The organism is Streptomyces sp. NPDC086077 (genome assembly GCF_040686175.1).
Taxonomy (GTDB): domain Bacteria; phylum Actinomycetota; class Actinomycetes; order Streptomycetales; family Streptomycetaceae; genus Streptomyces.
On record NZ_JBFBJT010000116.1, the window covers coordinates 1 to 23,944 of the forward strand.

Sequence of the window (23,944 nt, forward strand, 5' to 3'; positions counted from 1 at the left end):
TGACGCGGAGCAGCTCGTTCAGGACGTTCGTCAGGTCCTCCGGCCGGCTCTCGAGGCGCTTCATCAGCTCGGGGTGGGTCAGGAGGAGGTAGACGATGTTGCTGATCTGGCAGGTGGCCGTGTCCTGCCCGCTGAGCGTCAGCGTCAGGGCCATGACGGCGATCTCCTGGTCGTCGAGCATGTCCTCGCCGACCTTGGCCGCGACCAGTGCGCCGATCAGGTCCTCCTTGGGGGTCTTCCGCCGCTGCTGGACCATGTCGACGAAGTACGCCCGCAGGTCCGCCTTGGCCGTCGCCGCGGTCGCACGGCTGTCCGGGCCGGTGGCGAGCAGATGCTGCAGGTTCTGCCGCATGAGGGCCCAGTCGTCCCGGGGAATCCCGAAGAGGTCGAAGATGGTGTGCTGGGGGAGCGGGTCCGACAGGTGGCGGACCAGGTCCGCCCCGGGCCCCTGCGCGGCCATCTCGTCGAGCAGGGTGTCCGCCAGCCGGGTGATCCGCTGTCGCATCCCGTCCACCTGCCGCTGGGTGAACGCCTGCGACGCCAGGCGCCGCAGACGGCTGCTGTACGGGGGGTCCATCACATTGATGGACTCGGTGGAGACGATGGGTTCCGGGGTCAGCCGCGGGTAGTCGTGGTCCACGATCGCCGCCCGGCTGAAGCGGTGGTCCGTGGTCACCCGCCGTACCCCCTCGAACCCGGTGACCAGCCAGGCGTCGGCGTCACCGTACGGCAGCCGGATGCGGGCGATGGCGTCGCGGTCCATCAGCTCGGCCAGGGAGGGGTCGAAGTCCATGCCTTCGCTGAAGTCAAACGGACACGTGATCGCTTCGTCGCCTGGGGTCATGACGCCGTACTCCCTCGATGCCTCGGCTGCTTGCGTTAGTCCATGCATATGTCACTCCGGGAGACCGAGCCACCGGGATACACCCAATGCGCTGTTCGCCGGCCCCCGGGGCTCGTGCGGTCGCAGGGAGGTGCAAGAGCGGGATGCGTGTGTAGGGAGGACAAGGGGAGTCGACGTGAGCAGGCCGGCCCTCAGCCGCTACGGCATCCAACCGGCTCCCGGAGTACCGGCCTTCGTCCAGGCAGTCATGAACGCGATCGCCGCGGGCAAGCCGCGCCGGGAGGACCTTCTCGCCGACCCCACGACCCCCGACAGCGACTCGGCCGAGCCCGACGGGCCGGCCTCCACGGCGCTGCCCACGGTCTCCGTGAGCATGCACTGGGACGCGGCGGGTCGCGTACGGCCGGTCCCCCGCGGATCCGGCTGGCGGACGGTGGCCTCCCTGGCGGCCATCGAGGTGTTCAAGGCGCAACTGGACGGCTCCTGGAGCCGGATCAAGACCTGCCGCAACCCCCGATGCGCCGTGGTCTTCTTCGACCGCTCCCGGAACAACAGCGGGGTCTGGCACGACGTCAAGGTCTGCGGCGACGCGGCCAACCTGCGCGCGTACCGCGCGCGCCTGCGGGCGACCCGCACGCCCCTGACACGCGCCGCCGCCCCGGCGCGCCCACACCCTCCGAAGCCCCACGGCAACGCTGGTCGCGCCAGCCGTGGGGCTCGATGAGAGGGCCGAAGAGCGGGGGCTTCACCCCACGCCGTCGGCGAGACGTTGTCCGCGCGTCGCCAGGTCGGGCCGCCTGCGCGGGAAGGCGTCAGAAGACCTGCGCGAAGCAGCCGAACGCGATCGCCACCGCGCCCACGATCGCTGCCGGTACCGCGAGAATCTTGGGCAGATTCATGGCACTCCTCTCTCGGCTCACAGGCAGTTGCGAACGAGCCACTCGTCGGGGTTGTAGGTGTCCTTCGCCGGATCCGGCACCGTGGCCGGCCTCTCCTCGAGCGTGTCCTCCAGGCGGATCCGCTCCGGCAGCTTGCCGAACCGTTCCCGGCGCACGGCCTCGGCCGCAGTCGAGTCAGCAGTCTCTTCGTGTGTCATCTCGCCCTCACGCACGTGTCGGATCAGACAGAGCCCGCTCGGATGGTGACCGCGATGCGCGACCGCGGGGCCATCTGCTCTACGTCACCAGCTCAAGTAGTGACGATACTTCCCCATGGAGCGTCACTCGTCAAGAGGGTGATGCATGTCGGCGGGGAACCACCAGGCGTGATCAGCCGCCGCCCCTCAGCGGGCGCCGACCGCCTGCGCCTGCTTCTTGCGCGCACGGTAGGCGGCCGCCTTGAGCTTGTTCCCGCAGGAGTCCATCCCGCACCACTGCCGGCGCCTACCTCGCGACCGGTCGATGTAGACACGAGTGCATTCAGGGTTGCCGCACTCCTTCATGAGCGGCACGTCCGCGCCGCTCAGCAGCTCCACCGCGTTGCGCGCCACGACCGACAGGGCCTCTTCCTGTGTCGCGTCCGTCCATCGCCCCGTCGCGGTCAGCTGCGGCGCCGCGGGGGGCCTTCGGGCCGCGTCGTTGACCACCGCGAGCGCCCCTCTGCCGAAGGCCTCCTCGGCGACGCGGGCCGTGACCAGCTCATAGATGGCCTCGCGGACGGTCACCGCCCGCTCGACGTCGGATTCTCCGGCCGGGGTGACCGCGTCGACGATTCCGGATTCGAGGTACCAGGCGTCCAGCCGGTCCCCGGAGACGAACATCTCGAAGCGCACCGACCGGCGGGCGCGCAGCGTCGCCGCGAAGTCGAGGGCGGGATTTCCGCACAGAAAGACATGCTCCAGATTCACGTCACCATGTTGGCAGGTGACGTATCGCACTGCAAGATACCGGTCCGGTTGCCCTGCTCCCAGGGCGGTGGTGGGATGGATGTGCTCTCGCGTCGGCCGCGGGAAGCGGTGTCCGCCAGGCGGGTCACCCCCGGAGGGCTGTCTGCCGGCTCAGGTCCGCCGGCCCTGACCCAGGAGACACGGATGAGCAGTTATCGAGTCGCACAGGTCGCCACCCCGAACGGACCCTTCGAGATCGTGGAGCGTGAGGTGCCGCACCCGGGGCCCCGCCATGTACGGATCGCGGTGGAGGCCTGCGGGATCTGTCACAGCGACGACTTCTTCGTGAGCGGTGGACTGCCCGGAGTGCAGTTCCCGGTGGTCGCGGGGCATGAGGTCGCCGGGCGCATCGAGGAACTCGGAGAAGGGGCGCAGGACAGCAACTGGAACGTCGGGGACCGCGTGACCGTGGGCTGGTTCGGGGGCAGCTGCGGTCACTGCACGCCCTGCCGGCAGGGCGACTTCATCGTCTGCGAGAGCCTGAAGGTTCCCGGCTGGACCTACGACGGCGGCTTCGCCGAGTCCATCGTCGCGCCCGTCGACGCCCTGGCCCGGATCCCCGACGCGCTGACGGCGGCAGACGCGGGGCCCCTGGCCTGCGCGGGCGTGACCACGTACCACGGGCTGCGGCGCAGCCCCGCCCAGCCGGGCGACCTGGTCGCCGTCCTGGGCATCGGTGGTCTTGGCCACCTGGCGGTCCAGTACGCCACGGCCATGGGCTACGAGACAGTGGCCATCGCGCGGGGTCCGGACAGGGCCGAACTCGCCAAGCAGCTCGGGGCTCACCACTACATCGACAGCACGGGCTCGACCAGCGTCGCGGATGCCCTTCAGGCCCTGGGAGGCGCCAAAGTGGTGATCGCCACCGCCGGCGCCTCCGACGCCATCGCGGCGACGGTCGACGGACTCTCCCATCGCGGCGAGCTCGTGGTCATCGGGATAGATCCCGATCCGGTGCTGATCAGCCCGGCCCAGCTGATCATGCGGGGCAAGACCGTGCGCGGTCACCCGTCCGGAACCGCGCAGGACGTGCAGGACACCCTGGCGTTCAGCGCGCTGCACGGAATCCGTCCCGTGGTGGAGGTCATGCCCCTGAGCCAGACCGGCGAGGCCTACCAGAGGATGCTCGCCAGCCGCGCCCGCTTCCGTATGGTGCTCACACCCACCTGACATTCACTTCTTCCAGCTCCGCCAGACACCGTCCTGGTGGCGCGCTGCCTCCATGGCCTGAAGGCCGGGGAGGCCGTCGAGGTCGGTTCGGGTCCGGACGCGGCGCCGTGGCCGAGCCGGGCCACCGTGAAGTCAACTTCACGGCTACGACCTCTCCGCGGAGGCGGTCACCGCGACCCGCGCCGACGCAGGTGAACTGCTCCGTCACCGTGGGCCGTTCGGACGCCGGCCGCCTTCCGCTCCCGGACGGCGCCGTCGACCGCGTCCCTGTGCGACCTGGCCACACGGGGCGCGCCGCTGGCGGCGCACGGGACCACGCGTTGTCAGAGGCCTGCTCTACAGTTCCCGTCACTTGATCACTGCGGGTGCGGGAGGCACGCATGGGGTGGGTGTCGGCCGGCGACTACGAAGTCGCCCTCGACGACGGCAAGGTGGTGTGCCGCAACGCGGCCGGGCGGCGGCTGAAGTCCGTACCGCCCAAGATCGCCGATGATCCGGCGGTGGTGGGGCTGCGTCAGCTCGTCGAGTGGCTGGAGCGGCACGAACGGCAGTGCCTGGCCGACGTGGAGCGGTGGATGGTGCGTTCGCTGCCGGTGCCGTTCGCGGTCCTGGCGCGCGTCTGGCCGGACCCGGCCTGGCAGGCCGCCCTGCGCGACCTGGTGGTCACCGGCGCGGACGGCGTGGTGGCCGGGTTCCTGCGGGACGCGGACCCCGAGCGCGGCCTAGGTCTGGTCGACCTCGACGGCGACACCGTCCGGCTCACCCCCGCCCTGGTCCGTGTGCCGCACCCGGTGTTGCTCGACGACCTGGAGGAGCTGCGGGAGTTCGCCGTCGAACTCGGCGTCGAGCAGCGCGCCCAGCAACTCTTCCGCGAGGTCTGGCACCGGCCCGCGACACTCGACGCCGAGGCCGCCTCCGTCGAGGACTACGCGGGCGGGGCCTTCAAGGAACTGCGGTTCCTGCACGGCCGGACGACCCAGCTCGGTTACCGCGTGCGCGGCGGCCACGCCGTGTGCTCCGTGCTGGAGGACGGCCGCGGCGTCGAGGCCCGGGTGTGGATCGGCGATTACGACGGCTACGAGGAGACGGAGACCGGTGCCCTGGTCTTCAGCGACCCGGCGGGGCGAACGCTGAAGCTGGGTCAGGTCGGGCCGGTGGTCTGGTCGGAGGGCATGCGCATGGCGGCGGCGCTGTACGCCGGGCGCGACATCGAGGACGAGGAGCGGGCGGCATGACGACCCACGACGGGACCAACGACGACTCGTACGACGGCATCGCCCACGACGAGACCACCGCCGCCACCCTGCTCGACGCCGGCGCCGTCCTGCCCCCGGGCACCACCGTCCGGGAGGACGCCGACGTCCTCACCGTGCGTACGTACACGCATCCCGCGCTGGACGAGCGCAAGGTCGTGCGGCTCGTGCCGGGCACGCTCGGGGAGGCGGAGGATCTCGCCCTGGACTTCCTCGGACTGGTCCGGGAGCCGGAGGTCCGCGAGGTCGGGCAGGTGCGTCGGGAGACCCTCGGCTTCCCCGCGTGGGCCCTGGTCAACGACCCGGCGAACGGGCACCACGCGCTGGCGCTGGTCAAGGACGTCGAGCGGCTCGCCCGGCAGGCCAAGTCCCGTCCCGGTACGGCGAAAGAGGGCTTCGAGGCACTCGGCGAGCGGCTCGGCCGGGCGGTGCCGCACTTCCTGCCCACCTTCTACGAGCAGGCCGCCCGCGTCTTCCTCCAGCACGACAACACCACCTACGCGGCCGCCTTCTTCGGCAAGGCCCGCGAGGCTGAGCGGGTGCACGCGCTGACGGTGGACGAGGAGCGGCAGCGGGCCGTGTTCCTGGAGTTCGCCTTCGCCGGGGCACTGACGGTCAAGGCGCTCAAGGAGCATGTGAAGGCCCTCGCGGCACGACTGAGTGCGGCCGAGGCCTGGGCGCAGTTCCGGCAGCTGACCGTGGAGCGCTGCGCCGCGGGCATGCCGCCGTACGCGTCGCTGCCTCAGGACGCGCGCACCCTGATCAAGGCGGCGGGCCTGAGCCGGGTGACCGAGGAGTGCGCCCTGGTCGCGGATCTGCTCGTCTCACCCGCGGCGGTCCGGGCACCCGCGTCGTTCTGGAACTCCTACCGGGCGACGCTCGTCGTCCTGGCCGAGGAGCGACCCGCTGTCAGGGTCCGGCTGTTGGAGATCATGCCGGCCGGGCTGGGCCGGTCCATGAAGGACGACGACTTCTGGCTGGCGCTGCTCGCCGAGACCGGCGCGGACCGGCTGCTGACGGGTGACGCCGAGGTCTCGGACGGAGTCGACGCGGCGGACTGGCTGACTCGCTGGGCGTTGCATCGCAAGCACGGCGGCACGGTCAGCGGCCGGTCACCGGCCACCCTCGCGCTCGTCGGGCGCATGGCCGCGCGCCTGCGTGCCCAGGGCCGCCCGGTGGACCTCTTCACGGGCCGCTGGCAGGCCGGCGCCGACCTCGACCTGCTGGACCTGTGCGTGGCGGAGGCCGTACCGCTGACGCTGCCGGGGGCGGACGTGGACGTCTTCCTCCCCGTGAGCCAGTGGCTACACGAGACCGTGCCCGGGCGACGGGATCTGAAGGCCGTCGCGGCGGACCCGCGCCACCGGCGTCTGCTCTACGCGGCGATAGGGAACCTGAGCGGCCACCGCCCCGATGCCGGGCTGCTGGAGGGCCTGGCCGGGCACCCCGTGCTCGCCGACGTGCTGCGCGAGTGGCTGGACGACGCCGCCGGGGAGCTGGTCGAGGCGGCCGGACTGCCCGCCGCGCGCGCGGCGCTGGACCGCATGCGCCCCTTCCGTGCGGTCGCCGCCCGGATCAGCCCGCAGGCCGTCTCCCGGGTCGCCGCGCTCGACGTGGCGCCGCTGCTCGGCGTGACCCTGCGCGCCGGTATCCCGGACGAACTGGGCTGGCCCGCCCTCGACGAGGCGCTGCGGCGTCTGGACGCGGAGACCCGGCGCGACCACGCCGACACGCTCGCCGTCCACGAGGCCTGGCCGGCGCTGATCCTCTCCCGCAGACACAAGGCGATCGTCGTGGGCCCGGAGGACATCCTGCTGGAGCACGAACTGCGGCTCCCCGTGGAGCTGGACCGCTGGCGGCGTCCGACGTTCCGCTACACGGACGGCGAACTGCTGGTGATGTGGCACCACGACGGCAAGCAGTACGGCTACTGGTCGGCTCGCCCGTCCGAGGTGTTCACCCTCGGCGGCGAGAGCATCCCGCGCTGGTACGGCAGCGGCGACGCCGGCGAGACGTCGATCCCGCTGCCGGGCGGCGGACGAGCCACCGGTGGGCGCGCCCTGCACGCCGGGGACACGGTCCTGCCGCCGGAGCGCCGCATCCTCGGGGACGGCACCTCGTACTGGCGCCAGGGCCGGCAGGGACGGCAGCAGGTGTGGCTGGAGTACGACCCGGCCACCGGCACACACGGGCGTGCCTCGCTGCCCGCCTTCCTGAGGTCCGGCATCCGCGAGGGCGCCACCCTGCTCCAGCAGCACTGTGCGGTAGTGCCCCTGCAACCCGGCCTGGAGCGGAGCCCGTTCGGTACGGACGGCACGGTCCTCGGCCGGTGGGTGCGCGCGGAGGGCGAGGGCGACGACGCCCGCACCACCGTCGGCACGCCCGACGGCAGGACCGTCACGCTGCCGGCGAGGCGCGGCGGCCGGACGCCGGACGTGCCGCTCGGCGCGCTGCGGCTGCCCGGCGGCGCCGAGCCCGTCGTCGTCGCGCAGTACCGTCAGGTCGCCCTGTTCACGGGTGACGACGGCACCGGCCTGCGGGAGCTGGGCCGGCTGACGCCGCTGGAGCAGGGCGGCGAGTACGCCGCCGGCACGCGGCTCGTCCCGCCGGTCGACTTCTGGCATGCGCTGCGGCCACGCGACGAGAGCGCGTCGGCGATCCTGCGGTCGCTGGACGACGAGCAGGCGGGAGCGGTGCTGCGCGCCGGGGCTCAGGCGTTGGCGGAGCGGCAGGCGATGATCGCGGCGGCGGGCGGACCGACGCACGTGGCGGCGTCCGGCCTCACGCGGGCGACGGCGATGAGGCAGACCCATGCGGTGGCCCTGAGCCCGACGCACACGGCGGCGACAGCCCAGGCTCATTCGGCGGCCGTCAGCCCGACGCACACGGCGGCAGCCCAAGCGCAATCGGCGGCCCTCGGCCAGACGCAGGCGGCGGCGATGGTGACGCAGACCCCCGCGGGTGCCCTCGCCGGCACTCCCGCAGTGCCCACCGCCGACGAGGTCCTTCGGGACGTCGTCTCCCGTGCCGTGCCGGACCTGACCCAGCCCCAGATGCTGACCGGTGTCACGGTCCTGGTGCGCGCGGTGCTGCGGCTGGCCGAGTCGGTCGCCACTTTCGTGAATCCTCCTGCGGAGCGGCCGAAGGCGGAACGCAAGCGTGTCGACGGCATGTTCGCCGACCACCGCCCCCAGGACGGCGACGACCAGACGCTGCGTGAGGCCGTCACCGGTCTCGCCAACCTGTACGGATGGTGGGGTGGCGAAGAGCGCTGGAGCGCGCTGCGTCAGATCCGCGCCGTCAACCACGTGCTGTCCGGGAAGCCTGCCGACGGCAAGCCGCTGTCCAAGGCCTCCCGGCACACCGGGTCCGCCGACGGGTGGCACAGCGACGAGTTCACCGTTCCGGGCATCGGGATCGTGTGGCCGTCCGTGCTGGACGTGCTGCGCCCGCTCGCCTACCGCGCCGCCGCACCGACCGTGACCAAGGCCCACCGCGAGGCGCTGCTGCTGCTGTTCGAGGCGGTCACGGAGGGTCCGCTGGCGGCGGCCGGAAGTGCCGTGCGCGAGGTCGTCCTGAGCGAGCCGCACGACGGGCAGGAGCGGATCGGCCAGGTGCTACGCCGCGAGGGCCGCACCGTCGTCGTCCTCGGCTGCCAGAACGTCGACCGGCAGCACGGGCTCGTGCACTGGCTGGCCCTGGACCACGACCCGGCCGGTACGTTCGGCGCGGTCGCGCACTTCACGCTGGACAGGGAGAAGGCGCACCCACCGGTGTTCCCGGCCGAGGCGCTCGCCACGGTGACCGCACTGATCCGGGACAAGGGACCGGCGCCGTGGCAGCCGGAGGCGCCCGCCGCTCTGGCCGCCGCGACGCAGGAGGGTCTGGGACTCCTCCAGGCGAGCCTGCTGCTCGCCGGGACGCCTTCCCAGCTCACCGACGAGGTGGTCGCAGCGACCGGGCTGAAGCCGCGCCGGAAGGAACTCGGTGACGCCCTGCTGGCCTCGCTGGAGACCGCCGACCGCACGGCCCTCGTCGGCGCCCTGCTGCCCGAGAACGCCGGCGACCTGTGGACGGCCGGACCGGACATTGACGCGGCGGGCCGGCTGTGGGCCGAGCGGCTCGGCGGAGTGGTCCGCCTGCCCGAGGACCTCGCAGGGGAACTCTCCCTGGCCGGGGTGCCCGCGGGTTCCGCCGAGGAGGTGCTCAACCCGGGCCGCACCCCTTGGATCAGCCGTACCACGGTCCAGCGGCCCGGCAAGGACGGCGATCTGATGCCGGAGGACTCCCGGGCGCTGCCAGGACGGCACGACCTGACGCGTGCCGTGGCCACCCTGGCCGGACTCGCCTACTCCCTGCCGTACGGGCACCCCCTGCGCGCCGTCCTGCCGGACGGGCTGACCGCGCTGCGCCGCCGCGTCGCGGACCCCGGCCTGCTCCTCGACCTCGACCTGATGTGGACGGAGAAGGGCTCGTCGACGGCCGTGCAACTGCGCAAGGCATACGGTCTGCCCGCCACCGGTGGTGCCGACGCGCACGGTCTGACCTCCGTGGGCGAGGCGCTGGTGCTGCGCCCCTGGTACAGCGACCAGGAGGCCGTCCTGGTCCGCACCGGTGCCCTCGACGGGGCCGACGACCCGGTGTTCGGGCTGGTCGAGGGAATGGTCGGGGCCGGGCACGGCGAGGGCATGCGGGCCGTGCGCACGATCCTGGGCGACGAACTCGCCCGCGCCCTGGCTGCCGGAACGGGCGGCGAGGAGCCCGCCGGTCACGCCCAGGACCCGTGCGTCAGCGTGCCCGAACTGGTCGCCGAGGTCGCGAGGACCCACGGTCTGGGCGAGGACGCGGCGGCACTCTACCTCCAGTTGCTGGCCCTGCCCGACCCGACGGACCGCAACTGCGCCCGCTGGACGGGCTGGAAGCCGGCCCGCACGAAGAAGGCCCGCGCCGAGCTGGCAGCCACCGATCTGGTCGTCGAGGCCAAGCGGGCGCGCGCCGGACGGACCCTCTTCCTGCCGTGCGGCTGGCTCGACCTGAAGTCCCCCGCGCTGCCGGTGGAAATCTGGAAGCAGGCTCTCTACCCGATCCGTGACCACGCCTGCGTGGTGCCGCTGGTACCGGTGCCGGAGCTGTTCACGCGCGCGTGGGACCGCGTGCGCGCCGGTGACGCCCCGGCCTACGAGGAACTGACCACCCGAGCCACCCGCAAGGGCCGCCGCCGATGACCACCGTCCACCCGCACCTGGAAGACCCCGCACCGATGACCACCACCCTGTCCCCCGCCCCGGCCCGCCAGATCGTCCCGCCCGAGGACCGCCACGCGACCGAGCTGGCCTTCCTCGCGGCGTACGACGACGGACCGCGCCCGCCCGCCTGGCGGCTCACCCCGCGCGCGATCGTCACGTTCGTCATGGGCAGCGACGGCCGGTCGCTGAAGCTGCCCGACGACGCCGAGGCGCCGCAGGGGGTGCCGCGCCGCCTGGTGATCGAGGGCAAGTTCGTCGGCGACCGGGCCCTGGTCGAACGATGTGTGGTGACGCTCGCCGGGGAGCGCGGTCTGCTGCTCGTCGGCGAGCCCGGCACCGCCAAGTCGATGCTGTCGGAGCTGCTCTCCGCCGCCGTGTGCGGCACCAGCGGGCTGGTCGTGCAGGGCACCGCCGGTACCACCGAGGACCAGCTCAAGTACGGCTGGAACTACGCGCTGCTGCTGGCGCAGGGCCCCACCCGGCAGGCGCTCGTCCCCTCCCCCGTCCTGACCGCCATGTCGCGGGGCGCCGTCGCCCGCGTCGAGGAGGTCACCCGCTGCCTGCCCGAAGTGCAGGACTCGCTGGTGTCGTTGCTCTCGGAGCGGCGGATCGCCGTGCCCGAACTGGCGGGCACCGAGGACGCGTTGGCGCACGCCGCGCCCGGATTCACCCTCATCGCCACCGCCAACCTGCGCGACAAGGGCGTCTCCGAGATGTCCGCGGCGCTCAAGCGCCGCTTCAACTTCGAGACCGTCGGCCCCATCGGCGACCTCGACGCGGAGACCGCGCTGGTGCGCGATCAGGCCCGGGCCTCCGTGGAGCGGGCCGGGGCGCCGTTCCAGGTCGACGACGCCGTGCTGGAGGCGCTCGTGACGGCCTTCCGGGACCTGCGCGAGGGCCGGTCGGCGGAGGGCTGGGAGGTGGAGCGGCCGTCCACGGTGATGAGCACCGCGGAGGCCGTGTCCGTCGCCGGCGCGCTCGCCCTCGCGGCGGCGTACTTCCCGGGCGACCGTGACGTCCTCGGGCTGCTGCCGGGACACCTGCTCGGTGTGGTCCGCAAGGACGACCCGGCGGACGCGGCCCGGCTGCGCGGCTACTGGGACGGCCCCGTCCGGCGCCGCGCCGAGCAGGGTTCCGCCACCTGGCGCGCCCTGTGGGACCTGCGTACGGTCCTGGAGGGCTGACGGCCGTGTCCCTCACCCACAGGGCCGTCCCCGACTCGGGGGACACCCGGGCCACCGCCTCGCCGGACGAGGCGCTCGCCGCCCTCACCGGCCCGTCCGGGCCCTTTCTCGTCGGCGTCCGGCACCACGCGCCGTCCCTGGCCGCCGCCGTGCCCACGCTGCTGGACGAGGCGAAGCCGGACGTGCTGCTGGTCGAACTGCCCGCCGAGATGCAGGAGTGGCTGCCCTGGCTGGGGCACGAGGAGACGCGGGCCCCGGTCGCGCTCGCCGCCGCTCCCGCCGACGGGAGCGGCGGCCCGGGCGGTCCGGCGTTCTACCCGTTCGCCGACTTCTCACCCGAACTGGCCGCCGTGCGCTGGGCCGCCCGGCAGGGCGTGCCGGTGATCGCGTGCGACCTGCCGCTCGCCGACCGGGCGTGGGGCGAGGGCCGGCGGTCCGCCAGCCGGCAGACGGGCGGCCCCGGTCTCGCCGCCGCTCTGCGGACGCGGCTGACCGGCCGTCCCGGGGACGACCTCTGGGACCGGCTCGTCGAGGCGACCGCCCCGGGCTCCCCACCCGAGGCCCTGCGCCGGGCCGCCCTGCTCACCGGCTGGGCGCTGCGCCAGGACGCGGCCGCCGCGGGTGGCGTGCCGGGGTTGGACGTGCGGCGCGAGCAGTGGATGCGGGCCCGGCTGGCAGAGGCCACCGCGCACGGTGAGAGGGCGGCCGTGGTGGTCGGCGCGTTCCACGCCCCGGCGCTCGTACGGCCGGACGCGGGGACGGGTGCCGAGGTCGGCGCGTCCTCGGACACGGCATCGGTACCGCGGGAGACGGGCGCGGAGGCCGTGACGGCGGCCTCCGCGCAACGGCCCGGCTGGACCACCTCGTTGATCCCGTACACGTACGCCCTTCTCGACGAGCGGTCCGGTTACCCGGCGGGCATCCGGGATCCGGAGTGGCAGCACATGGTCCTGCGGGCGGCGGGTGATCCGGCGGCGCTCCAGGAGGCGCTGACGCGGGCGGCCGTCCGCGTCTGCGCCGAACTGCGCGGACTCGGGCACCCGTCGGGGCCCGCCGACGCGCGGGAGATCAGCCGGCTCGCCTCCGACCTCGCCCGGCTGCGGGGCCTGCCCGCGGCCGGCCGCGGTGAACTCGTCGAGGCCGTGCAGACGGTACTCACGCAGGGTGAGCCCTACGGGCGCGGGCGCGCCGTCGCGAGGGCGATGGAGCGGGTGCTCGTCGGCACGCGCGGGGGGCGCCCCGCCCCGCAGGCGCCCCGCAGCGGCCTCGTCCCCGCGGTCGAGGCCGAGGTGGCGGGGCTCGGCCTGCCCGGCCCGGCGGAGGGCAGTCCCGGACCCGCGCGGGATCTGCGGCTCGATCCGTTGCGGTCCGATCTCGACCGGCGCCGTGAACTGCTGCTGCGCCGGCTGACGGTGTGCGGGGTCCCCTACGGGGAGGCCAAGGAGGTCGTCGGCGCGGGCGGTGCCGAAGTCCTCACCTCACGGTGGGAGGTGCGCTGGACTCCCGCCACGGCGGCCATGCTGACCGCGGCGGGCGTACGCGGGGTCACGCCCGCGCAGGCCGCCGAGGGTGTGCTGCGCGAACGGCGGCGCGGGGAGCGGGACGAGGGCGGGCCGACCGCCGCCCAGACCCTCGAGGGTCTCGAACGGGCGGCCGAGTGCGGCCTGACGGTGCTCGCGGACGAACGGCTCGACGACGTCGCGGACGTCCTGCCGCAGGCCGGTACGCTGCCCGAACTCCTGTCCGGGCTGGCCCTGCTGGACCGGCTGCGAGCCGGTCACGTCCCGGGCCTCGCCCCCGCGGCCGACCGTGAGGCCCGGGCGGCGGCCGTGGCGGAGCTGCTCACGGCCGCGGCGGTGCGGCAGGTGGACGGTCTGACCGGATCGCAGGACCCTGCCGACGCCCACGCCCTGCTCGAACTCGCCCATCGCGCCGATCTGCTGGGCGGCATCCGCCTCGCCGACGCCCTGAACCGCCTGTCCGCCGACGGCTCCCCGCTCATGCGCGGTGCCGCCGGGGCCGTACGGGTCCTGCTCGGGCAGGAGGACGCGCGGGTCTTCGGCGACCGCGTGGCCTCCTGGGTCGACGGGGCCACCGACTCCGGCTCGCGCACGGCGCTGACCGCCCGGCTCAGCGGCCTGCTGACCGCCGCGGGTCCGCTGCTGGAGGCGGCGGCACCCGCGCTGGAGCCGCTGCTCACGCGGGTGTCCGAGCTGGCCGACCGGGAGTTCCTGGACCGGCTGCCCGCGCTGCGCGGCGGCTTCGACACCCTCAGCCCCGCGGCCCGCGACCGGCTCCTGGCCGCCGTCGAGGAACGTCTTGGCGCCCCGCGCGTCGCCGAGACGGACGGTACGGATCCGGCCGCGCTCGCCGCCTGGACCCAGGCGGACTTCGCGGCCCGTGAGGCGCTGGGATCGCTGGGGCTGCTGCCCGTGTCCGAGGGCGGCACCGGAAGGCCCGGCGTCACGGCGGAACCCTCTCCCGGGTTCGGGGAGAGGGACCCCGCCGTCGAGCCGGCGATGCCCCGCCTCCTCGCCCCCGCCGACCGGTGGCGCCTTCTCCTCGGCCGCCGCACGGACCAACTGCCGTCGTCGGCGGGACCACTGGCGACCGCGCTGGACGAGCTGTACGGCAGCGGACGCGGCGAAGGCAGCCGGGGCGATCTGACGGGTGCCGGGGCCGGTGGTGGACGCCAGGCGCCCTACCCCGGGGTGCGGGAATGGTCGGAGGAACTGGCGGCGCTGTTCGGGCCGGGCGTCCGGGAGGAAGTGCTGGCGGCCGCGGCCGCGTCGGGCCGTACGGACGTCCTCGCCGAGCTGGACGCGGACAGCGTGCGGCCCTCCGTGGACCTGCTGCGCTCCGTGCTGCGGCATGCGGGCGGGCTGCCCGAGGCGCGGCTGGCCGCGCTGCGCCCGCTCGTGCGGCGGCTGGTCGACGCGCTGACGCGGGAACTGGCCACCCATCTGCGTCCGGCCCTGCACGGCACGGCCCTGCCGCGCCCCAGCCGGCGCCCCGGCGGCGGTCTGGACCTGGCCCGCACGCTGCGGGCCAACCTGGCGACCGCCCGCCGTGGCCCGGACGGCACGGTGCAGGTCATCCCCGAGCGGCCGGTCTTCCGTACGCGGGCGCGCCGGGCCGCCGACTGGCGGCTGATCCTGGTCACGGACGTGTCCGGGTCCATGGAGGCGTCAACGGTGTGGGCCGCGCTCACCGCCTCGGTGCTGGCCGGGGTACCGACGCTCTCCACGCACTTCCTGGCGTTCTCCACGGAGGTCATCGACCTGACCGGGCACGTGGAGGACCCGCTGTCGCTGCTGCTGGAGGTCAGTGTGGGCGGCGGCACGCACATCGCGGCCGGTCTGCGGCACGCGCGCGAGCTCGTCACCGTGCCCTCGCGCACCCTCGTCGTGGTCGTCAGCGACTTCGAGGAGGGATATCCGGTCGGCGGGCTGCTCGCCGAGGTCCGCGCGCTGGTCGGGGCCGGCTGCCACGTCCTGGGGTGCGCGAGCCTCGACGACACGGGCCGGCCCCGCTACTCCACGGGAGTCGCCGGTCAGCTCGTCTCCGCGGGCATGCCCGTCGCCGCCCTCAGTCCGCTCGAACTCGCCCGCTGGGTAGGGGAGAAGATCGCATGAGCCCGGACCTGCCTCCGGTCGTCCCGTCCGTCACCGCCGAACTCGTCGGCGCGCTCTCACCCAGGCTCCGCAAGCGGCTGGACGCGGGCGTCGCCAAGCTCGCGGCGCGTCCGGCCGTCCGTGACGGCGACACCGTGCGGATCGCCGTCGACGACGAGACCGACGTCGTACTGCACGCACCCGGCTGGAGGGTGGCCGGTGTGGACGCGATCCGCTGCGGATGCCTGCTGGCCCCCGACTGCCTGCACCGCGCGGCGGCGGCCTCGGCCGCGCCCGTCGCCGACGACACCTCGGGTACGGAGGGGGCCGAGGATCCGGAAACGGCGGCGGCTTCGCGAGCAGCCGGGGCTCCGGAAACGGCCGAGGCTTCACAGGGGCGGGAAGCGACAACGACGGGTAAGGCGCAGGGGAGCAACCCGGCGTCGCAGGCGGAGCCCGACACCGCCACGGACGACCAGCGCGCCGCCGCCCGGACGGTGTTCGACGCGGCTGCCGCCGTGCTGGAGGCCGGCACGGACGGTGCCGGCGCCGTGCTCCAGGCGGAGCTCCTGCGCGCCGCGCACTCCGCCCGCCTCGCCGGCCTGCCGCGGGCCTCGGCCGCGGCGGTCTCGGTGGTGACCGGGGTCCGCGCGGCCCGCTCCGCCGACGCCGGCTACCGCCTCGGCGATCTCGCCGACGCGCTGGCCGGCGTCCTGGGCGTCGCGCACCGCCTTCCGCACGCCACCGGCCCGGAGCTGACCGAACTGCGCGGCTCGGTGCGGCAGCCGTACCGCCCGGACGGCTCCCTGCGCCTGTACGGCCTCTTCTCGGAGCCGGTGCTCACGGCGACCGGCTACGCCGGCGCGGTCACCTGGACGGCCGGTGCCGACGGCCGCCTGTACACGGTCTCGGACGTGGCACCGGGCGGGCCCGCCCGGGCGGCCGGCGCCGCCGACCGGGCCGTGCGGATCGGCGACACGGCCCTGACCCACCGAGAGCTGTCGCGCGCGGGCCTGGCGGTGTCCGGTGCCACCGTCTCCCCGACGGGCCGTCTGGGAGCGGGGGCGGCGGTACGGGCGGTCCGCGCGGCCGGTGCCGCCTGGCGCGGCGAGCCGCTGGACCGGCTGTGGGCCGTACCCGTCGCCGAGCAGGTGGCCCGGGCCCTGGACGGCGGGCAGGACCTGCTGTTCCTCGAAGTGACCCTCATGGGCACGGTCCGGGAGACGTCGGGTGACTGTCTGCTGGCCGACTGCGCGGGCGTACCTGTGCGGCTGGCGAGGGCCCATGACTCACCGTCGCTCCCCTGTCGCGACAACCTCCGCCTGCTCGCCGCCGCCCGGGGCGGTCGGCTGCGGCTCGTCGCGCGTCTGGTCCCCGGACCACTACCCCGCGCCCTGCCGCTCGCCATCGAGCATCCGTCCGACCCCACCGCCCGGGTGGACCTCGGCCTGGACCGCCTCCAGCACGCGGACCTGCCCACCGATGCGCCCGCGCCGGCTGCCGCGGCCGTCGCCTCCGGGGACGAGGCCCCGCTGCATCTGCTGCGCCGTCGTGTGCACCAGGCGGTGGCCGGGGGCCGGCCTGTCCTGTCCTTCTCCCGGAGCGGATCGGGTGACAGCACTCGCCTGCGCCGCGCCGGCCTCGTCACGGCGGCCGATCTCCTCGACGACCTCCAGGCGTCCGCGGCGGAGCGCTCCCGCGACGCCTTCGGCCGGCTGCTCCCGGCCGACACGGACCGCTTCGCCCGCGCCTGGCTCGCCGCCGCCGTCTACACCGGCGTGGTCGAGCGGGCGTTGTGCGCGCATGCGTGGGGGGCCTCGGCGGCGGCGGTCGCAACTCCGGCCGGGATCCCGCGCATTTAGGTCAGGAACCGTCCTATACGGCTCCTAACGTGGTGCTCGTCCACGGAACACCGACGGAAGCCGGAGACGATGACCGCAGCGACGCACCACGCCACCACCCCGACCACGCCCGCGCCCCGCCCCACCGGCGAGCGCGCCGACCTGCTGGAGGCGCTGGCGCACCATCGCGGGTTCCTGCGCCTGACCACCCGTGATCTGACCGACGAGCAGGCCGGACGGCGGACCACCGGCAGCGAGCTGTGCCTGGGCGGCCTCATCAAGCACGTCACGTCGGTCGAACGGTCCTGGGTCGACTTCATCGAGCACGGGCCGGAGGTGCTGGGCGACTGGAACAACATGACCGAGGCCGACTGGGCCCGGCGTGCCGACGAGTTCCGGATGCTGCCCGGCGAGACGCTCGCCGGGGTGCTGGAGGCGTACGCCGAGGTGGCCCGCCGAACGGACGAACTCGTCGGGACACTGCCCGACCTGGACCTGTCCCACCCGCTGCCGCCGGCCCCCTGGCACGAGCCGGGCTCACAGTGGTCCGTCCGCCGGGTGCTGATCCACATCATCGGCGAAACGGCCCAGCACGCGGGCCACGCCGACATCATCCGAGAATCCCTGGACGGCGCCAAGAGCATGGGCTGACGAGGAGATTCCGGCGGGCGGCATCGCGACGTGACGCCTCCCGGTGCGGCGTTTCGGTGAATGGTGCAGGTGTCTCGGCGCTGTTCGTTCCCTTCGGCCGGCCGTGCCCGGCACGGTGTTCACTGCTGTGCCCTGCCGGGTGTCTGACCCTGGTGCTTCGGTATCGCCTCGGCTGAGGGCTGTGTCAGGTGCCGAACCGAGCTGGGAGTGTGCAGGGTGCGGAGCCAGGAACTGGACGGACCTGAACGGATTGTCCTGGGCGAGCGCCCCGAGGCGGCGGTGCGGCTGTACGGCCTGCCGCCGGCCGGCGCGGGGGCCGATTTCTACCACCCGTGGCTGGCGCACCTGCCGGAGTGGGTGGAGTTGTGCTCGGTGCGGTTGCCCGGTCGGGGCCCCCGGGCAGACCAGCCCTCGCTGACCGACCCCGCCGATCTCGCCGCCCGCCTGGCCGGGGTCGTCGACGACCCGGCCGACGAGCGGCCGTTCGCCGTGTTCGGCCACAGTGTGGGTGCGCTGATGGCTTTCGAGACGATGCGCCGGCTCCGGCGGGACGGCGGACGTCTGCCGGTCTGGGCGGGGCTGTCCGCGCTGCAGGGACCTCAGGACGGCGCCTACGCCAAGGGCCTTCTGCCCCTGTTGACCAACGGCACGGAGGGACTGGCCACGCTGATCGGCGGCCCGGTGCCGCGCTGGATGCTCGGGGACGCGCCGTTGATGGCCGCCCTGGGCACGCCGCTGCTCGCCGACTGCCTGCTCCTGCTGCACCACCGCCACCGCGCGGAGCCGCCGCTCGACGTGCCCCTCGGCCTGTACGGCGGTACGCAGGACCCGACCACCGACGCGGAGCAGCTCCGCACCTGGAACAGCCTGTTCGCCGCACCGGCTGAGCCTCGGCTCTTCCGTGGAGCGCACATGTACACGAACGAGCAGACCGAGGCGCTGGCGAAGCAGGTGGTCGCCGACATCGCGAGGGCATGCGACAGGGCGGGGGTCCGCCAGGGCCCGGTGGGCCGCGAGAACGTGGTGCCGAGCGTATGACCACTGGGGACGCCGCACGGACACCGGCCGCAGGCGTGGGACGGGGCTGGGCGGCGGGGGGATGTGCCTGGGCATCTTCCTGCTGGAAATGCACCTGACCGTCCTCAACGTCGCCGTCCCCCAACGAGGACACCGACCCGGACATCGACCTCGACGTCGTGGCCAAGGGGGCGCGCGAGACACGGGTGCGGGCGGCGGTGAGTGCCGCGTACGGCTTCGGAGGGCAGAACGCCGTCCTGGTCCTCACCGGCTGCTGACGTGCGCGGCGAGACGGGAGGCAGCGCTCAGCCGAGTGGGTCGTGGCCCCAGTTCATGAGTGAGTGGCGCCAGCGTGAGTCGCGTACGTCTCCCGAGGGGCGCTGAGCGAGATGGCGGCGGATGTAACCGACCACCTTGCGCATGTGCTGATAGTCCTCGTCCGACAGGTCGCTCCTCTTGCTGCGCAGGATGTCGAGGATGTGGCGTCCGGAGGCGTGCCCGGTGGACTCACCGCCGTCCCCGTGCTGCCCCGCGGCACGGGAGGCGTCCGTGTCGAGCCAGTCGCCGAGCGCGGACGGTGTCATGTTGACCAACTCGTCGAACGCCTCCCGCGTCTCACGCTTCTCGTCGTCCCGCACGCCGCGTCACTTCTTCTTCCGCAGGGCGGACGGCTTGTGCACCGCGGACCTTCCGGACTTGTCACTGCGCACCTCGTACTGCGGCTCCCCGGCCGAGGCGTCCACGGTCCGGCCTGCGGCCTTCGTCCGCTTGGTGATCTTCTTCTCCACCTTCCCCTCCGCCTCGCCGCCATGACTGCTCCAGGTGACCTCGTCACCCCGCTTCAGGGACTCGTCCCGCTTCCTGTCCTTCGCCATGTGGTTCTCCTCGCACGGGAGCGGGCGCGTCGGGTGCGTCCGCGACTGATTCGTGTGCGTGGTCTGCTTCCACGTTGTGCGAGGCGGGGCCGTCTCGCATCCCGGGTGCGGCCGCCCTGGTCGAGGTACTGCCACTCCGACTTGATAGGTAAGTGAACACTTGCCTATGCTGTGGTCGTGGCTGACGACCTGTTCAAAGCCCTGGCCGACCCCACCCGTCGCACGATCCTGGACGAGCTCACGGAGAAGTCCGGACAGACCCTGTTCGAGATCTGCTCGCGGCTGAGCATGAAGCACCAGCTCGGCATCTCCCGTCAGGGCGTCTCCCAGCACCTCGCCGTGCTGGAGGCCGCCGGGCTCGTCGAGACCAGGCGGGAAGGCCGCTACAAGTTCCACGACCTGAACACGGCCCCGTTGCGGCAGATCGCCGAGCGATGGCTCGTGTCCGACACCTCCGAACCGGAGAGCAGCTCATGAAGATCCACCTGACCAGCGTCTTCGTCGACGACCAGGCCAAGGCCCTGCGCTTCTACACCGAGATCCTCGGCTTCGAGAAGAAGCACGACGTCCCGGTGGGTGAGACGGACCGGTGGCTGACCGTCGTCTCGCCCGACGAGCCCGCCGGCACCGAACTCCTCCTGGAGCCCGTCGGCCACCCGGCCGCCAGGACCTACCGCGACACGCTCGTCCAGGACGGCATCCCGCTCGCCCAGTTCGCCGTCGAGGACGTGAACGCGGAGTACGAGCGCCTGCGCGGCCTCGGCGTCCACTTCCTCCAGGAGCCCCAGGAGATGGGTCCCGTCACCACCGCCGTCTTCGACGACACCTGCGGCAACCTGATCCAGATCGCGACGAAGCCGTAGCAGGTCGCCACCCCCGTGAGCGCCCGCCGCATCACTCCAGTTGCTCCCCTGTTACTGGGACAGCCGTCGGTCTCCTCGTCATCCGGGCGAACCGCACGAGACGTCGGAGTGCGCGCGCCGGTACGGGCCGTGTCGAACCGTGCAGGGCGGGTACCCAGGGCTAGCGCGGAGGGAGTGATCCGGATGGTGCAGGACGGCGACGACGCGATGCTCGCCCCACGGGCCGAGGGCAGCGGTCTGCGGCTGGCGGCGCAGCCGCCCGCGGAGCGGTCCGCGCCGGACGAGGCGGCCGGTGACCTGCCCCGGGATCGCAACCAGGCGATCCTCGAAGCCGCCAAGCAGGTCGGCACCCTGCTCAAGCGCGGCGGGCACGACTTCGCGCTGGCGGGCAGTGTCGCCGCCTACGCCCACGGGGCCAGCGAGAACCTCCAGCACGACGCCGACTTCTGCATCCGGCCCGAGGACTCCGAGGCCGTCGCGGCCACGTTGCGCGGCGCCGGGCTGCCGGTGCACACCCCGCCCGAGGACTGGCTGCTGAAGTCGACGTGCTTCGGGCAGGACATCGACATCATCTTCGAGCTCGCGCACCGCCCCGTCTCGACGGGCATGCTGGACCGGGCCCAGGAGATCCCGGTGGACTCCGTGCGGATGCCGGTGCTGGCGCCGACCGACCTGCTCTCCAGCCTGCTCGCCGCCTTCTCGGAGCACCACTGCGACTTCGGCGCGGTCCTGCCGATCGCCCGTGCGCTGCGCGAGAAGGTCGAGTGGGAACGGATCCGCGAGGACATCGGGGGCGAGCCGATGGCGGACGCCTTCCTGTTCATGCTCGAGCGCCTGAACGTGATCACGCCACGGGAGGAGCTGCCATGACCGGTCCCGAGGCACAGGGCGCGCCCGGCGCTCCGGCCCCCGAGCACCTGGAGTACCGCGTCGCCCACCTCCGTGACCGGCTCGCCGCCGGGGACCTCGGTGAGCTCGGGGTGCGGATCGAGGTGCGCGGCGAGGCGGTGCTGCTGACCGGCACCGTGCCCTCCGACCGCTGCCGCGACGACGTACGCCGTCTCGCCCAGGAGCAGCTGGCCGGACTGCCGGTGCACTACGACCTGGTGGTCACCGACTCGTCCTCGCCCGATCACGCGGAGGACCTCACATGATCCGGATCGCCGCCGTCGGGGACATCCACATGGGTCCCGACAGCCAGGGCGTGCTGCGCCCGGCGTTCGAGACGCTGCCCGACTGTGCCGACGTCCTGCTGCTGGCCGGGGACCTCACCCGGCACGGCACACCGGAGGAGGCCCGGGTGGTGGCCCGGGAGATCGCGGACCTCGGCGTGCCGGTCGTCGCCGTGCTGGGCAACCATGACCACCACGACGACCGTCCGCAGGAGGTCACGGCCATCCTGGAGGACGCCGGTGCCCACGTCCTGGAGGGGCGGTCCACGATCGTGACCGCCGACGGGAACCGCCTAGGGGTGGCCGGGACCAAGGGGTTCGGGGGCGGCTTCGTGGGGCGCAGCGCCGGTGAGTTCGGTGAGCCGCTGATGAAGGAGTTCGTGCGCTACTCACGCCGGTGCGCCGACGGGCTGCGTACGGCGCTGGAGCGGCTGGCCGGCGAGGACTGCGACGTACGGGTCGCGCTGACGCACTTCTCCCCCGTGCCGGAGACGCTGGCGGGTGAGCCGCTGGAGATCTATCCGTTCCTCGGCAGCTACCTGCTGGCCGAGGCGATCGACACCGCGGGCGCCGACCTCGCGGTGCACGGGCACGCGCACGCCGGCACCGAGCACGGCATGACGAGTGGCGGCGTTCGCGTGCGCAATGTGGCGCAGCCGGTGATCGGCCGGGCGTTCCACGTCTACCACGTGCCGGTGGGTGCGCGACTGCCGTAGCGGCGGGCTGAAACAGCCGCGGACCGGCCGGCGCGCCGCCGCGGCAGGGCGGCGTACTGCACTTGGCGCCCCTTCGCGTCACCAAAGCGCGAAACACCTGCGGGATTGACATCGCGCGGTCTTTTCCAGGCAAGCCCTAGGGCTTCGGGACGGTTTCTCCCCGTACCTGACTGGAAGGAGACCTTTCGCATGGTGCACAGACATGCCGCGGCCGGGCGCCGTACGGCTCTGGTCGCGGTCGGCACGTTGATGCTGAGCGGGATCTGTTCGACCGCCGCGACCGGGGCCGAGCCGCCGCCCCTGGCGGGTCCGCTGCCCTCCGCGACGCAGACGCTCGGGGCCGACCGGCCGTCGGCGGAGGTGTTGCACGCGCTGGAGCGTGACCTCGGTCTGACCGGGCAGCAGGCGGCGACGCGGCTGGTGAACGAGGCGGAGGCGGGCACCCGTGCGGGCCGCCTCCGTCTCGCGCTGGGCGAGCGTTTCGCCGGCGCCTGGCTGAGCGGCGCCACCTCGGGCACGCTCACCGTCGCCACCACCAGCGACGCGGACGTGACCACCATCCAGGGACAGGGCGCGAAGGCCGCGGTCGTCGACGCGTCCCTGGCCGACCTCACGGCGGTCAAGGGCAAGCTGGACAAGGCCGCCTCCCGGGTCAGCACGCGCAACGCGCCGCAGTGGTTCGTCGACGTGCCGAGGAACAAGGTCGTGGTCGAGGCCACGAGCAGGTCGGCAGCGACCGCCTTCGCCAGGGCCGCCGGCCTTGACACCGGGCAGGTCGACGTCAAGGTGTCGTCGAAGCGGCCGCATCTGATGGCGGACATCACCGGCGGCGACGCGTACTACATCAACGGCGCGGCCCGTTGCTCGGTCGGCTTCTCGGTCACCAAGGGCGAGCAGCAGGGCTTCGCCAGCGCCGGTCACTGCGGCGACCCGGGCGACCGGACCACCGGCTACGACCAGAGCGAGCAAGGGACCTTCCAGGCCTCCGCCTTCCCCGGCAAGGACATGGCGTGGGTCGCGGTGAACGACAACTGGACCGCCACCGCCGGTGTCAAGGGCGAGGAAGGCGAGAACGTGCAGATCGGCGGATCGGTCGAGGCGCTGGTCGGGGCGTCGGTGTGCCGTTCCGGCTCCACCACGGGCTGGCACTGCGGCACGATCCAGCAGCACGGCACGAGCGTCAGCTACGCCGAGGGCGTCGTCGACGGTCTCACCCGCACCACGGTGTGCGCCGAGCCGGGCGACTCCGGTGGCCCGTACGTCTCGGGCGCGCAGGCGCAGGGGCTGACCTCGGGCGGCACGGGGGACTGCACGCGCGGTGGCACCACCTTCTACCAGCCCATCAACCCGGTCCTCGGTGACCTCGGGCTCACTTTGAAGACGGCCTCGACCGGTGCCGCGGCGCCGGGCCAGCAGGACGGTGGCCAGACCGACGGATGGGCCGCCGGCCGTATCTACCACGCCGGGGCCACGGTGACGGTCAACGGTGTCCGTTACCAGTGCCTGCAGGCCCACCAGGCGCAGGGCGCCTGGGCGCCGGCTGCCACACCGGCGCTGTGGCAGCGCGTCTGACGGTCCTACGGGACCGGGCGGCATCGGACGCGGCACACCGC

20 protein-coding genes are annotated in these 23,944 nt (G+C 73.5%); 15 read left to right on the forward strand and 5 right to left on the reverse strand.

Annotation, left to right across the window (positions count from 1 at the left end):
- Positions 1 to 793 (reverse strand): cytochrome P450 (locus AB0O67_RS27365; protein WP_365455263.1); only part of this gene is annotated, 793 nt, incomplete at its 3' end.
- A gap of 226 nt (positions 794 to 1,019) precedes the next feature.
- Between AB0O67_RS27365 and AB0O67_RS27370 the strand changes: the two genes are divergently transcribed.
- The gene (locus AB0O67_RS27370; protein WP_365455266.1) at positions 1,020 to 1,568 is read left to right on the forward strand and encodes a CGNR zinc finger domain-containing protein; all 549 of its coding nucleotides are present in this window, start codon (positions 1,020 to 1,022) and stop codon (positions 1,566 to 1,568) included.
- Positions 1,569 to 1,760: 192 nt separating this feature from the next.
- Here AB0O67_RS27370 and AB0O67_RS27375 read toward each other — a convergent pair whose 3' ends face one another.
- The gene (locus AB0O67_RS27375) at positions 1,761 to 1,940 is read right to left on the reverse strand and encodes a hypothetical protein (protein ID WP_365455269.1); all 180 of its coding nucleotides are present in this window, start codon (positions 1,938 to 1,940) and stop codon (positions 1,761 to 1,763) included.
- A gap of 186 nt (positions 1,941 to 2,126) precedes the next feature.
- On the reverse strand, positions 2,127 to 2,690 hold the full coding sequence (locus tag AB0O67_RS27380; protein ID WP_365455272.1) for a CGNR zinc finger domain-containing protein: 564 nt from the start codon (positions 2,688 to 2,690) through the stop codon (positions 2,127 to 2,129).
- 183 nt (positions 2,691 to 2,873) lie between these two features.
- Between AB0O67_RS27380 and AB0O67_RS27385 the strand changes: the two genes are divergently transcribed.
- The 8 genes from AB0O67_RS27385 (at position 2,874) to AB0O67_RS27420 (ending at position 18,726) form a co-directional block, all read left to right on the forward strand.
- A complete protein-coding gene (locus AB0O67_RS27385) occupies positions 2,874 to 3,899 on the forward strand; it encodes an alcohol dehydrogenase (protein WP_365455275.1) in 1,026 nt (341 codons plus the stop codon).
- Positions 3,900 to 4,279: 380 nt separating this feature from the next.
- The gene (locus AB0O67_RS27390) at positions 4,280 to 5,134 is read left to right on the forward strand and encodes a DUF4132 domain-containing protein (protein WP_365455278.1); all 855 of its coding nucleotides are present in this window, start codon (positions 4,280 to 4,282) and stop codon (positions 5,132 to 5,134) included.
- Entirely contained in the window at positions 5,131 to 10,377 is a 5,247-nt protein-coding gene (locus AB0O67_RS27395) for a hypothetical protein (protein ID WP_365455281.1), read from the forward strand. The genes AB0O67_RS27390 and AB0O67_RS27395 overlap by 4 nt, the downstream gene beginning before the upstream one ends.
- Positions 10,378 to 10,412: 35 nt before the next feature.
- A complete protein-coding gene (locus tag AB0O67_RS27400) occupies positions 10,413 to 11,582 on the forward strand; it encodes an AAA family ATPase (RefSeq protein WP_365455319.1) in 1,170 nt (389 codons plus the stop codon).
- 5 nt (positions 11,583 to 11,587) lie between these two features.
- Positions 11,588 to 15,217, forward strand: coding sequence for a DUF5682 family protein (locus AB0O67_RS27405; protein WP_365455284.1), 3,630 nt, complete (start codon positions 11,588 to 11,590; stop codon positions 15,215 to 15,217).
- Complete coding sequence (locus tag AB0O67_RS27410) at positions 15,214 to 17,058, forward strand: hypothetical protein (protein WP_365455287.1); 1,845 nt, start codon at positions 15,214 to 15,216, stop codon at positions 17,056 to 17,058. The genes AB0O67_RS27405 and AB0O67_RS27410 overlap by 4 nt, the downstream gene beginning before the upstream one ends.
- A 69-nt stretch (positions 17,059 to 17,127) precedes the next feature.
- Positions 17,128 to 17,688 (forward strand): DinB family protein, encoded by a 561-nt coding sequence (locus tag AB0O67_RS27415; protein ID WP_365455290.1) that lies wholly within the window; start codon positions 17,128 to 17,130, stop codon positions 17,686 to 17,688.
- 216 nt (positions 17,689 to 17,904) lie between these two features.
- Complete coding sequence (locus tag AB0O67_RS27420; RefSeq protein WP_365455293.1) at positions 17,905 to 18,726, forward strand: thioesterase domain-containing protein; 822 nt, start codon at positions 17,905 to 17,907, stop codon at positions 18,724 to 18,726.
- Between the two features lie 284 nt (positions 18,727 to 19,010).
- Here the strand turns inward: AB0O67_RS27420 and AB0O67_RS27425 are convergent, their stop codons facing one another.
- Positions 19,011 to 19,343, reverse strand: coding sequence for a DUF3140 domain-containing protein (locus AB0O67_RS27425; RefSeq protein ID WP_365455296.1), 333 nt, complete (start codon positions 19,341 to 19,343; stop codon positions 19,011 to 19,013).
- Positions 19,344 to 19,349: 6 nt separating this feature from the next.
- A complete protein-coding gene (locus AB0O67_RS27430; RefSeq protein WP_365455299.1) occupies positions 19,350 to 19,580 on the reverse strand; it encodes a DUF2945 domain-containing protein in 231 nt (76 codons plus the stop codon).
- 177 nt (positions 19,581 to 19,757) lie between these two features.
- Here AB0O67_RS27430 and AB0O67_RS27435 point away from each other — a divergent pair, with 177 nt between their 5' ends.
- The 6 genes from AB0O67_RS27435 to AB0O67_RS27460 all read left to right on the forward strand — a co-directional run bounded on the left by AB0O67_RS27435 (position 19,758) and on the right by AB0O67_RS27460 (position 23,903).
- Positions 19,758 to 20,057 carry a metalloregulator ArsR/SmtB family transcription factor gene (locus tag AB0O67_RS27435; RefSeq protein ID WP_365455301.1) on the forward strand — a complete coding sequence of 100 codons (300 nt, stop codon included), beginning with the start codon at positions 19,758 to 19,760 and terminating at the stop codon, positions 20,055 to 20,057.
- Positions 20,054 to 20,443, forward strand: coding sequence for a VOC family protein (locus tag AB0O67_RS27440; RefSeq protein ID WP_365455304.1), 390 nt, complete (start codon positions 20,054 to 20,056; stop codon positions 20,441 to 20,443). The genes AB0O67_RS27435 and AB0O67_RS27440 overlap by 4 nt, the downstream gene beginning before the upstream one ends.
- Positions 20,444 to 20,626: 183 nt before the next feature.
- Positions 20,627 to 21,313, forward strand: a complete 687-nt coding sequence (locus AB0O67_RS27445) for a hypothetical protein (RefSeq protein WP_365455307.1) — start codon at positions 20,627 to 20,629, stop codon at positions 21,311 to 21,313.
- Positions 21,310 to 21,597 (forward strand): BON domain-containing protein, encoded by a 288-nt coding sequence (locus tag AB0O67_RS27450; RefSeq protein WP_365455310.1) that lies wholly within the window; start codon positions 21,310 to 21,312, stop codon positions 21,595 to 21,597. Before AB0O67_RS27445 ends, AB0O67_RS27450 begins: the two co-directional genes overlap by 4 nt.
- Positions 21,594 to 22,331 carry a metallophosphoesterase gene (locus tag AB0O67_RS27455; protein ID WP_365455313.1) on the forward strand — a complete coding sequence of 246 codons (738 nt, stop codon included), beginning with the start codon at positions 21,594 to 21,596 and terminating at the stop codon, positions 22,329 to 22,331. The genes AB0O67_RS27450 and AB0O67_RS27455 overlap by 4 nt, the downstream gene beginning before the upstream one ends.
- Before the next feature lie 189 nt (positions 22,332 to 22,520).
- A complete protein-coding gene (locus AB0O67_RS27460; RefSeq protein ID WP_365455316.1) occupies positions 22,521 to 23,903 on the forward strand; it encodes a carbohydrate-binding protein in 1,383 nt (460 codons plus the stop codon).
- Positions 23,904 to 23,944 lie beyond the last annotated feature (41 nt).